The 13,208-nt window shown below is 68.2% G+C and carries 14 protein-coding genes; 6 read left to right on the forward strand and 8 right to left on the reverse strand.

Annotation, left to right across the window (positions count from 1 at the left end; translation table 11 throughout):
- Window positions 1-24: 24 nt before the first annotated feature.
- Window positions 25-528 carry a winged helix DNA-binding protein gene (locus tag ACS5PN_RS07135; RefSeq protein ID WP_439463228.1) on the reverse strand — a complete coding sequence of 168 codons (504 nt, stop codon included), beginning with the start codon at window positions 526-528 and terminating at the stop codon, window positions 25-27.
- A gap of 57 nt (window positions 529-585) precedes the next feature.
- Here ACS5PN_RS07135 and pxpB point away from each other — a divergent pair, with 57 nt between their 5' ends.
- Genes pxpB through ACS5PN_RS07165 form a run of 6 tightly spaced genes read left to right on the forward strand, consistent with a single transcriptional unit; the run spans window position 586 to window position 5,558 of the window.
- Window positions 586-1,239, forward strand: a complete 654-nt coding sequence (pxpB, locus tag ACS5PN_RS07140; RefSeq protein WP_439463229.1) for a 5-oxoprolinase subunit PxpB — start codon at window positions 586-588, stop codon at window positions 1,237-1,239.
- Complete coding sequence (locus ACS5PN_RS07145) at window positions 1,236-2,168, forward strand: biotin-dependent carboxyltransferase family protein (protein ID WP_439463230.1); 933 nt, start codon at window positions 1,236-1,238, stop codon at window positions 2,166-2,168. The genes pxpB and ACS5PN_RS07145 overlap by 4 nt, the downstream gene beginning before the upstream one ends.
- On the forward strand, window positions 2,153-2,887 hold the full coding sequence (gene pxpA / locus ACS5PN_RS07150) for a 5-oxoprolinase subunit PxpA (RefSeq protein WP_439463231.1): 735 nt from the start codon (window positions 2,153-2,155) through the stop codon (window positions 2,885-2,887). The genes ACS5PN_RS07145 and pxpA overlap by 16 nt, the downstream gene beginning before the upstream one ends.
- 18 nt (window positions 2,888-2,905) lie before the next feature.
- Window positions 2,906-3,619, forward strand: a complete 714-nt coding sequence (locus ACS5PN_RS07155) for a DUF969 domain-containing protein (RefSeq protein ID WP_439463232.1) — start codon at window positions 2,906-2,908, stop codon at window positions 3,617-3,619.
- On the forward strand, window positions 3,616-4,575 hold the full coding sequence (locus tag ACS5PN_RS07160) for a DUF979 domain-containing protein (RefSeq protein ID WP_439463233.1): 960 nt from the start codon (window positions 3,616-3,618) through the stop codon (window positions 4,573-4,575). The genes ACS5PN_RS07155 and ACS5PN_RS07160 overlap by 4 nt, the downstream gene beginning before the upstream one ends.
- Entirely contained in the window at window positions 4,575-5,558 is a 984-nt protein-coding gene (locus ACS5PN_RS07165; protein ID WP_439463234.1) for a DUF72 domain-containing protein, read from the forward strand. Before ACS5PN_RS07160 ends, ACS5PN_RS07165 begins: the two co-directional genes overlap by 1 nt.
- Here the strand turns inward: ACS5PN_RS07165 and ACS5PN_RS07170 are convergent.
- From ACS5PN_RS07170 to guaB, 7 genes are all read right to left on the reverse strand, one after another.
- Entirely contained in the window at window positions 5,548-5,778 is a 231-nt protein-coding gene (locus ACS5PN_RS07170) for a hypothetical protein (protein WP_439463235.1), read from the reverse strand. The two genes, ACS5PN_RS07165 and ACS5PN_RS07170, sit on opposite strands and share 11 nt — an antisense overlap.
- Window positions 5,779-5,869: 91 nt before the next feature.
- Entirely contained in the window at window positions 5,870-6,415 is a 546-nt protein-coding gene (locus ACS5PN_RS07175; RefSeq protein ID WP_439463236.1) for a 2'-5' RNA ligase family protein, read from the reverse strand.
- A gap of 4 nt (window positions 6,416-6,419) precedes the next feature.
- Window positions 6,420-6,653 carry a hypothetical protein gene (locus ACS5PN_RS07180; RefSeq protein ID WP_439463237.1) on the reverse strand — a complete coding sequence of 78 codons (234 nt, stop codon included), beginning with the start codon at window positions 6,651-6,653 and terminating at the stop codon, window positions 6,420-6,422.
- 86 nt (window positions 6,654-6,739) lie between these two features.
- Window positions 6,740-8,752 (reverse strand): acyltransferase family protein, encoded by a 2,013-nt coding sequence (locus ACS5PN_RS07185; protein ID WP_439463238.1) that lies wholly within the window; start codon window positions 8,750-8,752, stop codon window positions 6,740-6,742.
- Window positions 8,749-10,335, reverse strand: coding sequence for a glutamine-hydrolyzing GMP synthase (guaA, locus tag ACS5PN_RS07190; RefSeq protein ID WP_439463239.1), 1,587 nt, complete (start codon window positions 10,333-10,335; stop codon window positions 8,749-8,751). Before guaA ends, ACS5PN_RS07185 begins: the two co-directional genes overlap by 4 nt.
- Before the next feature lie 7 nt (window positions 10,336-10,342).
- Window positions 10,343-11,575: an MFS transporter gene (locus tag ACS5PN_RS07195; RefSeq protein WP_439463240.1), complete on the reverse strand. Its 1,233-nt coding sequence runs from the start codon at window positions 11,573-11,575 to the stop codon at window positions 10,343-10,345.
- Between the two features lie 60 nt (window positions 11,576-11,635).
- Window positions 11,636-13,105 (reverse strand): IMP dehydrogenase, encoded by a 1,470-nt coding sequence (guaB, locus tag ACS5PN_RS07200; protein WP_439463241.1) that lies wholly within the window; start codon window positions 13,103-13,105, stop codon window positions 11,636-11,638.
- Window positions 13,106-13,208: the final 103 nt, after the last annotated feature.

Below are 13,208 nucleotides of genomic sequence, written 5' to 3' on the forward strand. Positions count from 1 at the left end.
GGGCCGGCAGTTTAGGCCCGGGCTTCAGAGCGATGCAGCGGAACGCGACGCCTGGTCATAGAGCCCCGACAGAAGGCGCATCAGCTGGGCGCAGTCGCCAATGTCCTGGTTCTGCTGGCCGCTGTCGGCCAGGGCCTCCATCAGGCAGCGTTCGCGCACCTCTCGGTAAGCCTCGCACAGGGCCTGGCCCTGGGCCGTCGTCGAATAGAAGGCTTCCTTGCCGACCTTTTCGCTCTGCACCAGGCCCATGCCCACCAGCTTGCGCAGCGAGTAGGCCACCACATGGGTGTCCTCCACGTTCAGCACGAAGCAGATGTCGGCCAGCTTCTTCTGCCGGTCGCGATGGTTGACGTGATGCAGCAGCGACACATCCAGGGCCGCCAGGTCCTTCATGCCGGCGGCGGCCATGCAGCGCACCATCCAGCGGTTGAAGGCATTGCTGACCACGATGAGGCCGAACTCGAACTCCGACAGTTCGGCGCTCTTGTCCGAGACCAGATGCGAGGACGACACGATGCTGCGAACCATGATTGACATCATAAGCACGACTCGAATACAAATCGTATACGTTTTATTGAAATACAAATGAGCACCACGCCACCCGCCCTCCTCATCCGCCCCTTGGGCGAGGCGGCGCTGTGCTGTGCGGTGGACGGCGCCATAGCCCTGGAACACCAGCAACGCATCTGGCAAATGGGCGCCGGCCTAGCCCAGACGCAAGGCGTGCTCGGCCTGATCCCGGGCATGAACAATCTCACGCTGACCTTCGACCCTCTGGTGACCGACAGCGCAGCGCTGGCAGACGCGGCGCGAGAGCTGTGGGCCCAACCGTTGCGACGCCAGCAGGCCGGCCGCCTCGTCGAGATCCCGGTGCGCTATGACGGGCCTGACCTCGTCGACGTCGCCGCCCATTGCGGCCTGTCGGTCGACGAGGTCGTGCAGCGCCACACCGCGGCCGACTACATCGTCTACTTCATCGGCTTCCAGCCGGGCTTTGCCTACATGGGCGGCCTGGACCCGACCCTGCACACGCCGCGCCGCAGCGAGCCGCGCACGGCCGTGCCGGCCGGCAGCGTCGGCATCGGCGGCGCCCAGACCGGCATCTATCCCCTCGTCACCCCCGGCGGCTGGCAGCTCATCGGCCGCACCGCCCTGCCCCTCTTCGACCCCAAGGCCGAGCCGCCCACGCTGCTGGCGCCGGGCGACCGCGTGCGCTTCGTCGCGGAGGCGTCTTCATGATCGAAGTCCTGCGCGCCGGCCCGCTGACCACCGTGCAGGACCTCGGCCGCGACGCCTGGCGCGACCGCGGCATCAGCCGCTGCGGCGCGATGGACGACGTCGCGCTGAGCTGGGGCAATCTGCTGGTGGGCAACGCCGCCGACGCGGCCGGCCTCGAGTTCACCCTCGGCCCGGCGACGCTACGCTTTGATGCCGATTGCTGCATTGCCGTCACGGGCACCGATGCCGACGCCACGCTCGACGGCCGCCCGCTGCGGCCCTGGTGGCGCCAGCGCGTGCAGGCCGGCCAGACGCTCAAGCTCGCTGCGCCACGTGAGCGCATGCGCAGCTATCTCTGTGTCTCGGGCGGCATCGCCCTGCCCACGGCCCTGGGCTCGCTCAGCACCGACCTGAAGGCCGGCTTCGGCGGCCTGGGCGGCCGCGCACTGCGCGATGGCGATGTGCTGCCGCTGGCCATACCCGAGCACCTGCCCCTGCGCAGCATCGGCATCCGCCCACCCGACTGGGATACAGCCGTGCGCGTGCTGCTCGGACCCGAACACGAGGACTTTTCCGCAGCCGCCCGCGACGCCTTCTGGGCTGCCGGCTGGCAACTCACGCCGCAGAGCAACCGCATGGGCTATCGCTTTGCCGGCCCGGAGCTGAAGCGCGAGCGCGGCGGCGAGCTGGCATCGCACGGCGTGCTGCCGGGCGTCATCCAGGTGCCACCCTCGGGCCAGCCCATCGTGCTGCTGGCCGATGCACAGACGACGGGCGGCTATCCCAAGATAGCCGTCGTCATCCGCGCCGATCTGTGGAAGCTGGGCCAGCTGCGCCTGGGCGGCACGCTGCGCTTCGCCCCCTGCAGCATCGACGAGGCGCGCACCGCGCTGCGACAACGCCAGACCGAACTCGCTCAACTGAGGACTGCCCTATGCATGTCGACCTGAATGCCGACCTGGGCGAAGGCGCGCCCGACGACGCCGAACTGCTGGCCCTGGTCAGCTCGGCCAATATCGCCTGCGGCTGGCATGCCGGCGATGCGCGCGTGATGCAGGCGACCGTGGCCGCCGCACTCGAGCGCGGCGTGGCCATCGGTGCTCATCCGAGCTATCCCGACCGTGAGAACTTCGGCCGCAGCGAGATGCAGCTCGCGCCCGCCGATGTCAGGGCCGACCTGATCTATCAGATCGGCGCGCTGGACGCCCTGGTGCGCGCGGCCGGCGGGCGCCTGCATCACGTCAAGCCCCACGGCGCCCTCTACAACCAGGCGGCGCGCGATCCGGCGCTGGCCGATGCCATTGCCGGCGCCGTGCTCGACGTCAATCCCTCCCTCGCCCTCTACGGCCTGGCCGGCGGCGAGCTGCTGAAGGCCGCCGAGCGCGCCGGCCTGCGCGCCGTCGCCGAAGTCTTTGCCGACCGCGGCTACCGCGCTGACGGCAGCCTGGTGCCGCGCAGCCAGCCCGGCGCCTTCGTCGAAGACACCGAAGAAGCCGTTGCTCGCACCTTGCGCATGGTCAGCGACGGCGTCGTGCAGGCCGTCAGTGGAGAAATCGTTCCCTTGCAGGCCCAGACCATCTGCCTGCATGGCGACGGCGCCCATGCCCTCGCCTTTGCCCACGCCATCCACCAAGCCCTTCAACAAGCCGGCGTGCAGCTGCGCGCCTGACCCGACCCAAGGATCACCATGCAAGCTACCGTCTCTCTGTGGCCGCTGATCGGCGTCGCCGTCGTCATCGTCGGCTTCGTGCTGCGCTTCAACCCGGTGCTTGTCGTCGCCGTGGCCGGCATCGCGACGGGTCTCGCGGCCAAGCTGCCGCTGGAACTCATCCTGGCCAAGCTCGGCACCGGTTTCGTCAAGACGCGCAATCTGCCGCTGACCCTGCTGCTCCCCCTCCCCATCATCGGCCTGCTGGAACGCCACGGCCTGCGCGAGCGCGCCCAGACGTGGATCGCCGGCATCCGTTCCGCGACAGCGGGGCGGCTGCTCGTCGTCTACCTCTTCATCCGTGAGACCGCTGCCGCCATGGGCCTGACCTCGCTGGGCGGCCATGCCCCCATGGTGCGCCCCCTGGTCGCGCCCATGACCGAAGCCGCCGCCGAGAAGACCCACGGGCCGATTCCTCAGGCCGTGCGCGACAAGTGGAAGGCCATGGCCTCGGCCACCGACAACGTGGGCCTGTTCTTCGGTGAGGACATCTTTGTCGCCTTCGGCTCCATCGTGCTGATGCAGACCTTCCTGGCCGAGAACGGCGTCGTCACCGACCCGCTGCACATCGCGCTGTGGGGCATCCCGACGGCCATCGCCGCCTTCATCATCCACGCCGCGCGGCTGATCCGGCTCGACCATCGCCTGCCCCAGGACATCGCCCGCGCCCGCGCCGAGGAATCCAAGGCATGAACGCCCTGCTCAAGCTCGACCAGCTCTTCCTGCTGACCGGCATCGCCCTGGTCATCGTCGCGGTTCTGACCTGGCGCGACCGCAGCAATCCGCGGCGCTGGAGCAGCGGCCTGTTCTGGGCCTTGTGGTCCGTCATCTACCTGGCCGGCGACATGCTGCCGCCGGTCGTCTCGGGTCTCATCGTCGTCATGCTGGCGGCCCTCGGCGGTCTGGGCGGCGTGTCGCTGGGCAAGCATGGCACGCGTGAGCCCGCCGAGCGCCAGGCCAGTGCCGCGCGCCTGGGCAACAAGCTCTTCCTGCCCATCCTGGCCATCACCGTGCTGGCCCTGGTCGGCACGCTGACGCTGAAGGACGTCCACCTCGGCAACTGGCTGCTGGTCGAGACCAAGAACGTCACGCTGATCAGCGTCGGCCTCGGCGCCCTGGTCGGCCTGGCCGCCGCGCTGTGGATGACGCGCGAGACGCCGATGCAGGCCCTGCGCGAGTCGCGCCGCCTGCTGGAGACCATGGGCCCCGCCGTCATCCTGCCGCAGATGCTGGCGACCCTGGGCCTGCTGTTCACCGACGCCGGCGTCGGCAAGGCCGTGGCGCATCTGACGACCAGCTACATCCCGGTCGACAACGCGCTGTATGCCGTCGCGGCCTATGCCATCGGCATGGCCCTCTTCACCATGGTGATGGGCAATGCCTTCGCGGCCTTCCCGGTCATGACGGCCGGCATCGGCATTCCCATCCTGCTCGGCATGCACCACGGCAACCCGGCCGTCATGGCCGCCATCGGCATGTTCTGCGGCTACTGCGGCACACTGATGACGCCCATGGCCGCCAACTTCAACATCATCCCCGCCGCCCTGCTCGAGCTGAAGGACAAGAACGGCGTCATCCGCGCGCAGTTGCCCACGGCCTTGATGCTGCTGGTCGTCAACATCGTGCTGCTGAAAGTGCTGATGTTTTGATGCAGGACGAGCTGTTCGGCGGCCCGCCCGAAAAGCGGGCACGCGGCGTGCAGCCGGCGCCGCCACTTGCCGAGGACCAGGCCCTGGCAGCGGCGCTGTCCGAGCGCATCCATCTCGGCACGTCGACGTGGAGCTATCCCGGCTGGGAAGGACTGGTCTGGGCCGGCAAGCACAGCGAAGCGACGTTGTCCAAGACCGGCCTGACGGCCTATGCAGCCCACCCGCTGCTGCGCGCCGTCGGCATCGACCGCGGCTTCTACCGGCCGATCGCCGCGAGCGACTTCGAGCGCCATGCCCAGCAGGTGCCGAAAGGCTTTCGGTTCACCGTCAAGGCGCCCAGCCTCGTGACCGATGCCTTGCTGCGCAGCGAGGACGGCCGCGGACAGGAACCCAATCCGCTCTTCCTCGATCCCGCCACGGCGCTGCAAACCTTCATCGAGCCGGCCTACGAGGGACTGGGTACGACCATTGGCGCGCTGGTCTTCCAGCTCAGTCCCCTGCCCTCATCGCGGCTGGGGCGCATGAACGAGCAGCTCGACCTGCTGCACGCCCTGCTGCTGGCCTGCCCCACGCCACCGGCCGGCGTGCTGGCCGTGGAGGTTCGCGACGCCGCCTGGCTGAACTCCGACTTCGTCGCCCTGCTGCGCGACACCGGCGCGCGCTACTGCGTCGGCCTGCATCCCAAGCTGCCGCCGCTGCAGGAGCAACTGCCGTTGCTGCGCGCGCTGTGGCCGGGGCCTTTGGTGGTGCGCTGGAACCTGAACCGGCTGCACGGGCCTTACGGCTATGAAGAGGCGGAGAAGCAGTACGGCCAATTCAACGAGATGCTGGACCCGGACCCCGAGACGCGAGCCGAACTGGCCCGCATCATCCGCGGCACTGCGGGCGCGGGCCAGGAGGCCTTCGTCACCATCTCCAACAAGGCCGAGGGCTCAGCGCCGCTGAGCGTTCGGGCCCTGGCCGAAGCCATCGTCAGGGGCTGACGCGCTTGGTGCGGGTGGCGCGGCGCTTGGCCGGTGCCTTGGCAGTCGTCTGGGGTGTGGGCAGATTGCCGCCTTCGGCTTCCCAGCGGTGCATGTCTTCGCGGTGCTGGCGCTTGTCGTCATGGACGCGGCGCTGCTTGTGGGTGTGGCTGAAATGCTGGACCAGCTTGGCGGCCAGGGCGGAGGTGGCGACGAGGGCCAGGAGGGCTTTGGTCAACATGAGGGTGTCTCCTTGCGAGGCCCACCCATGGTGGCCAGCGGACGGCCGCCCACCCGTCGGCCGGCGGCTTCAAGCCCTGTAGGAGCAGGCCTCAGCCCTGCAGCGGCCAGCGGGCAATGACGTCATGCCGCGTCAGGCCCTGGGGGCTTTTGACGAGGACAAATTCGCTGGCGACCCAGCCGGCCAGGTCGACCGCCCAGTCGGGCGCGGTGTGCTTGTCGTAGCGCAGGGTCAGATGCGGCTGGAAGTCGCGCTCCGGCGTGGGCGATCCGTGCGCGGCCAGGCGCTCGACCAGGGCACCGTGCAACTCGCGCACGGCCTCCAGGCCTTGACCGCCGGTCAGCACGAAGGGATGCTTGGACGAGCGCTCCTGGCCCCAGCTCTTGAAGTGGTCGAAGCTCAGGTCGAAGGCCGGCCAGACGACTTCGGATGCGGCCCGACTTGCCAGCGCGACGAGCTCGGCATCGGGCTCGGCCTCGAAGAAACCGAAGTAATGCAGCGTGATGTGGAAGATGCGGCTGGGTCTCAGCCGCGGCTGCAGCCCACGCGCCTCATGCTCGGCTGCGACGAAGCGCGCGATGCGTTCGGCCGTCTCTTCGTCGGGCCGCAGCGCGAAGAAGAGCTTGTGGCCGGTCACGACCTCAGTTCGTGGCCGCCGAGGCCGCTTCGGCCGCCTTCCTGGCGGCCTCGTCGATCGAGTTCTGCACCTGCTGGCCCACGGCCTTGGGCGCCGGCAGGGCTGCACCGGCCGTGCCGGTCGCTGCAGCCGACGCGCCCGCTGCCGCCGGCTTCAGCGCCGTGGCCTGCTTCTTGGCGAGCGACAGCACGATGGCCGCGACGATGACGAGGGCGAGAAGGCTGAAGGCAGCACGCATGGCAGGCAAGAGCTGATGTTGTTGCCGTCCAGCATAGCTTTCGCATCGGGCCTGTCCAGACTTGAGCTGCGGCGCGGCCATCGCCGTCAGATCGACGCCCCGGACTTCAGGCAGCCGGAACGGGCAAACACTTCTGCCATGCGGGCCGACCCGTGCAGCGACAGGTGATGGGTGTCCCTCAGCAGCGCCCGCCCCGTGTCGTCCCGAAACTGCAGCCGCCCATCGCGCAACAACAGGGTCGACTGCCTGACCACGCACACGTCTTCACGCGCAGCCAAGTGGGCGTCGAGCCAAGCGACATAAGGGCGGTCAATCAGGTGGGACTCGGCAATCGAGCAGTCCGCCGAGTCCGGCTGTCGGAACGGCCGAGGCAAGCAGTTGCGGGCGCTGACGGGGCTCAAGGGGGCGTCGTAGGTCACCACGACGCGTTTGCCGGCGGCCACGAGCGCCTGGACGTCGTTGTCCAACAAACGCTTGAAGGCTTCAAGCTGCTGCTCGGGCGTCGGATTGGCGTCCGGCGGCCCCACCCCCCACTTCTTGAGGTCACGCGCGAAGAAGGCCAGCACCACCGTGTCCACGTCGGGTGAAGCCAGGATGGCCTGGTAGGCCAGCTGCATGGTTTCGACGCAGGGGTTGTGCACCCCCCAAAAAGCCCGGTCGACCAGGCCGCGCAACGGCGGGCAGCTCCAGCCCCCGACGTGAAGCAGGCCTTTGCCCTCTGACTCCGCCCAGGCAGCCAGCCCCGGCGCCAGAGAGTTGGCGGTACTGTCGCCCAACAAGGCCACGCGGCTGGGCCTGCCGCGACCAGCCTCGATGCAGAACGCCGCATTGGCACCGAGCCGTTCACGGCAACCGTCCGTCAAGAATTCGTTCCAGGCCAACTCACCCAGCGCGTGCCGGCTGGGCCCTCCGGCCGGGAACTCCCCCGCCGAGGCTAGCGCAATGCCATTGAAGACCGCGACAGCCACACCCCCTGCCAGCAATGGCTTTGCCACGCTGAGGCGCCGGCCGGTCTGAGCGCCGAGGCGTCGCGCGGGCATCTCGACCCAGCGATAGGACGCAAGCGCCAGCAGCGCGCCGCAGGCCAGCCAGAAGCAAGTCCACGCCATGCCGATCGGATGCCCGCCCACAACGCGGACGAAGACCAGCACCGGCCAGTGAAAAAGATAGAGCGAATAGCTGAGCAAGCCGATCTTGACCGGCAGGCGGGTCGACAAAAGCCGGTTCACGAGGGAAGCCGGCCCCGCCGCAATGAGCATCAATGCGGCCAGAACCGCCGGCGCCACGGCCAGAACCGGCTGATCGCGCCATGTGGCGGCGTGAGGCAGGGCAGCCACCAGCAGCAGCAAGCCCAGGAGCGAAGGCAGGTGGCGACGCAAGGCCTCCGCAGCGCCGCGCATGCGGTGTCTAGACAGCGAGGCTCGCGAGAGCGATTCGGCATTTGATGGGGCATGCCAAGCCAGCGCCACGCCCGCCAGCAATTCCCAAGCGCGCGTCCAGGGGGCGTAGAAAGCGCCGACCCCGTCGGACGCCGCCAGCGTCAGCCCAGCCCACGCAGACAGCCCCGCCAACAGAGCCAGCGCCGCCAGACCCAGTCCGGGGCGCACACGCGCCAGCGGCAGTGCCAGCAGCGGAAACACGAGGTAGAACTGCTCCTCGACGGCCAGGCTCCACAAATGGAGCAAGGGCTTGGTTTCGGCTGCGGGGGCAAAGTACCCCGACTCGGACCACAGCTTGAGATTCGACGCAAACGCCTGCGCCGACAGCGCATGCGATGCCAACGCGCTGGACTCGTCGGCCGTCAGCAGCATCCAGCTGGCCACGCAGGAAAGAACCAGCAGCAGCAGCAGCGCAGGCAGGATGCGCAGCGCCCGCCGCCACCAGAATGCCATCACGTCGAACGTACCCTCGGCCATCTGGCGGAACACCGGCCTCGCGATGACGTAGCCGGAGATCACGAAGAAAACATCGACCCCCACGTAGGCGCCAGGAAAAGCCTGGGGAAAGGCGTGGAAAGCGATGACCAGCAGGATCGCGACGGCACGCAGGCCGTCGATGTCGGCCCGATACGAGGCTGGCGCTGCCTCGCCGGATGTCACTCCCACTCGATGGTCGCGGGCGGTTTGCTGCTCACGTCGTAGGTGACGCGGTTGATGCCGCGCACCTCGTTGATGATGCGGCCGCTCGTCTTCTTCAGCAGCGAATAGGGCAGCTCGGCCCAGTCGGCCGTCATGAAGTCGCTGGTCTGCACGGCGCGCAGGGCCACGACATAGTCATAGGTGCGGCCGTCGCCCATGACGCCGACGCTCTTGACCGGCAGGAAGACGGCAAAGGCCTGCGACGTCAACGCATACCAGCTCTTGCCGGTGGCCGGGTCGATGGTGTTGCGCAGCTCCTCGATGAAGATGGCATCGGCACGGCGCAGCAGGTCGGCGAAGTCCTTCCTGACCTCGCCGAGGATGCGCACACCCAGGCCGGGGCCCGGGAAGGGATGGCGGTAGACCATGTCGGCCGGCAGGCCCAGGGCCACACCCAGAGCACGCACTTCATCCTTGAACAGCTCGCGCAGCGGCTCCAGCAGCTTCAGCCCGAGCGTCTCGGGCAGGCCGCCGACGTTGTGGTGGCTCTTGATGGTCGTGGCCTTCTTGGTCTTGGTGCCACCGCTCTCGACGACGTCGGGGTAGATGGTGCCCTGAGCCAGCCACCTGGCGTTCTTCAGCTTCTTGGCCTCGGCCTGGAAGACATCGACGAACTCGGCGCCGATGATCTTGCGCTTGCGCTCGGGGTCGGTCACGCCGGCCAGCTTGCCCATGAACTGCTCGCTGGCATCGACGCGGATCACCTTGGCGTGCAGCTTGCCCGCGAACATGTCCATCACCATGTCGCCCTCGTTCAGGCGCAGCAGGCCGTGGTCGACAAAGACGCAGGTCAGCTGGTCGCCGATGGCGCGGTGGATCAGCGCGGCGGCCACGCTGGAGTCGACACCGCCGGACAGGCCGAGGATGACTTCCTCGTCACCCACCTGCTCGCGGATCCTGGCGACGGCTTCGTCGATATAGCTGCCCATCTGCCAGTCGCCCTGGCAGCCGGCGATGTCGCGCACGAAGCGGCGCAGCAGCGCGTCGCCCTGCACGGTGTGGGTCACCTCGGGGTGGAACTGCACCGCGTAGTAGCGCTTTTCCTCGTTGGCCATGCCGGCGATGGGGCAGCTGGGCGTGGAGGCCATCAGCTTGAAGCCCGGCGGCATGGCCGTGACCTTGTCGCCATGGCTCATCCAGACCTTGAGCATCCCGTGGCCTTCGGGCGTGGCGAAATCCTGGAGGCCTTCGAGCAGCTTGGTGTGGCCGTGGGCACGCACCTCGGCGTAGCCGAACTCGCGGTGGTCGGCCGCCTCGACCTGGCCGCCCAGCTGTACCGTCATCGTGAACATGCCGTAGCAGATGCCCAGCACCGGCACGCCGGCGTCCCAGACCGCCTGCGGCGCGCGCAGCTCATGGTCCTCGTAGGTCGAGGCGTGGCTGCCGCTGAGGATGATGGCCTTGGGCGCGAACGACTTGATGAAGTCGTCGGAGACGTCGTTCGGGTGGATCTCGCAGTACACCGCCGCTTCGCGCACGCGGCGCGCGATGAGCTGGGTGACCTGGGAGCCGAAGTCGAGGATGAGGACCTTGTCGTGTTGCATGGTGATCTCAGGCAGTTTGCAAAGCGGCGCGCTGGCGGTGGAAGAAGCGGTAGGCCAGCATGAGGCCGACCGCTTGCAAGGCAGCGCAGGTGAAGAAGGGCAGACCCATGCGCGGGTCGCTGGCGGGCAGATGCGAGACCCAGCCCAGCAGGGTCAGGCCGATGACCGGCGCGAGGACGGCGGTCATGCTGTTCAGCGACGACACGGCGCCCATGGCCTGGCCTTGGTGGTGGGCACCGGCGGCGTTGGAGATGATGCTCTGCACCGCAGCCGCCGCAACCCCGCCGAGCAGGTTGAAGGCGATGACGGCATACATCATCCAGCCTTCGCTCGCGAGGCCGAAGCCGAGGTAGGCCAGCGAGGCCGAACCCATGCCGACCAGGGCCAGCCGCTGCGGGCTGAAGCGCGCCAGCAGCGGCTTGAGCAGCACGCCCTGGCTGACGACCGACACGACGCCCACGGCCAGCAGCGAATTGCTGACCTCCAGCGGGCCCCAGCCGAACTTGAACTTGGTGTACAGCACCCAGGTCATGTGCAGCATGAACTGAGCGAGCGAGGACAGCGCGATGACGACGACCAGGGAGCCCACACCCTTCAGTGCCGCCAGGCCGCGCAGCGCGCTGACCGGGTTGGCCTTCTTCCAGTTGAAAGGCGTGCGCCTTTCCAGCGGCAGGGACTCGGGCAGCACGAAGAAGCCGTAGCACCAGTTCAGCACGGCCATGCAGCCGGCGGCGATGAAGGGCCAGTGCACGTCGTAGTGGCCCAGGCGTCCGCCAATGAAGGGACCGAGGATGAAGCCGATGCCGAACATGGCGCCCAGTTGGCCGAAGCGGCGTGCGCGGTCTTCCGGCGCCGTGATGTCGGCCACATAGGCGTTGGCGATGGCGATATTGGCCTGCATCGCGCCCGAGAACAGGCGCACCACGACCAGCATCCACAGCGCCGTGGCCATCGCCGTCACGAAAAAGCTCAGCGCCAGGCCGGCAAAGCCGATCAGCAGCACGGGCCGTCGGCCGAAGCGGTCGGACAGCGCCCCCAGCACCGGCGAGCCCACGAAGTTGGCCACGCCGAAGGCCATGGTCACGAGCAGGAAGGCCGAGGTCTGCTCGTCGTTGCTGTGCGTGAACGTCCCCACGATATGAGGCAGCACCGGCACCATCAGGCCGATGGAGATCATGTCGATCAGCACGGCGGCCATGATGAAGCCCATGGCGGGCGTGCGATTCGGGGAGGAGCTCATCGTGAATCTGAAAAGAGAAACGGGGCGATCAGAAATCGCCCCGTTCATGCGGTCAGCAGCTCATTCGCTGCGGTAGTTCGGGGCTTCCTTGGTGATCTGCACGTCGTGGACATGGCTCTCGCGCATGCCCGCCGTCGTGATCTCGACGAACTCGGCCTTGTTCTGCATGTCGGCAATCGAGCCGCAACCGCAGTAGTGCATCGAGGCCTTCAGGCCGCCGGCCATCTGGAAGATGACCTGCACGACCGAGCCCTTGTAGGGCACCTGGCCCTCGATGCCCTCGGGCACCAGCTTGGACGTGTTGGGGTTGTTGCCCGTCTCGGCCTGGAAGTAGCGGTCGGCGCTGCCCTTGGCCATGGCGCCCATGGAGCCCATGCCGCGGTAGCTCTTGAAGGTGCGGCCCTGGTAGAGGATGGTCTCGCCCGGCGCTTCCTCGGTGCCGGCAAAGGCGCCGCCCATCATGACGGTGTCGGCGCCGGCTGCGATGGCCTTGGCGACGTCGCCCGAGTAGCGGATGCCGCCGTCGGCGATGACGGGCACGCCAGTGCCCTTGAGGGCCGTCACGACGTTGTCGATGGCGGTGATCTGCGGCACGCCGACGCCGGCGACGATGCGGGTGGTGCAGATGGAGCCGGGGCCGATGCCGACCTTGACGCCGTCGGCGCCGGCTTCCACCAGCGCCAGGGCGGCCGCGCCGGTGGCGATGTTGCCGCCGATGACGTCGACCTGCGGGAAGGCGCGCTTGACCCAGCGCACGCGCTCGAGCACGCCGGCGCTGTGGCCGTGGGCGGTGTCGACGATGAGGGCATCGACGCCGGCCTTGACCAGCAGTTCGACGCGCTGCTCGGTGTCGTCACCGAAGCCGACGGCGGCGCCGACGCGCAGGCCGCCATGTGAGTCGCGGGCCGCGTTCGGGAAGCTGGTCTGCTTGGTTATGTCCTTCACCGTCATCAGGCCGCGCAGCTCGAAGGCGTCGTTGATGACCACCACACGCTCCAGCTTGTGGGCGTGCATCAAGGCCTTGGCTTCTTCCAGCGACGCGCCTTCGCGCACGGTGATGAGCTTGGAGGCCGGCGTCATGATCTCGCGGACCTTGGCATCCATGCGCGTCTCGAAGCGCAGGTCGCGGCCGGTGACGATGCCGACGACGCGCTTGCCTTCGACGACCGGGAAGCCCGAGAAGCCGTGCTGGCGGGTCAGCTCGACGGCGTCGCGCACCGGAGCGTCGGGGCTGATGGTCAGCGGTTCGCGGACGACGCCGCTCTCATAGCGCTTGACCCGCGCCACTTCGCGCGCCTGGGCCTCGGCGCTGAGGTTCTTGTGCACGATGCCGATGCCGCCTTCCTGCGCGATCGCGATCGCCAGGCGGGCTTCGGTCACAGTGTCCATGGCGGCGGACACCAGCGGCAGGTTCAGGGGGATATTGCGCGACAGGCGGGTCGCAAGGCTGGTGTCGCGAGGCAACACCTGGGAGAACGCTGGCACCAACAGAACATCGTCGAAGGTGAGCGCTTTGCCGAGAAGGCGCATGAGGAAAGCTCCAGACGCAAAGCGGCATTATACGGAGGGTCAGACGACGGGCCGCTTCACCCCCCGGCAATAGGCCTTCGCGAAGCTGTGGGCACACGCGGTG

It is taken from the genome of Roseateles sp. NT4 (assembly GCF_051857475.1).
Lineage (GTDB): Bacteria > Pseudomonadota > Gammaproteobacteria > Burkholderiales > Burkholderiaceae_C > Pelomonas.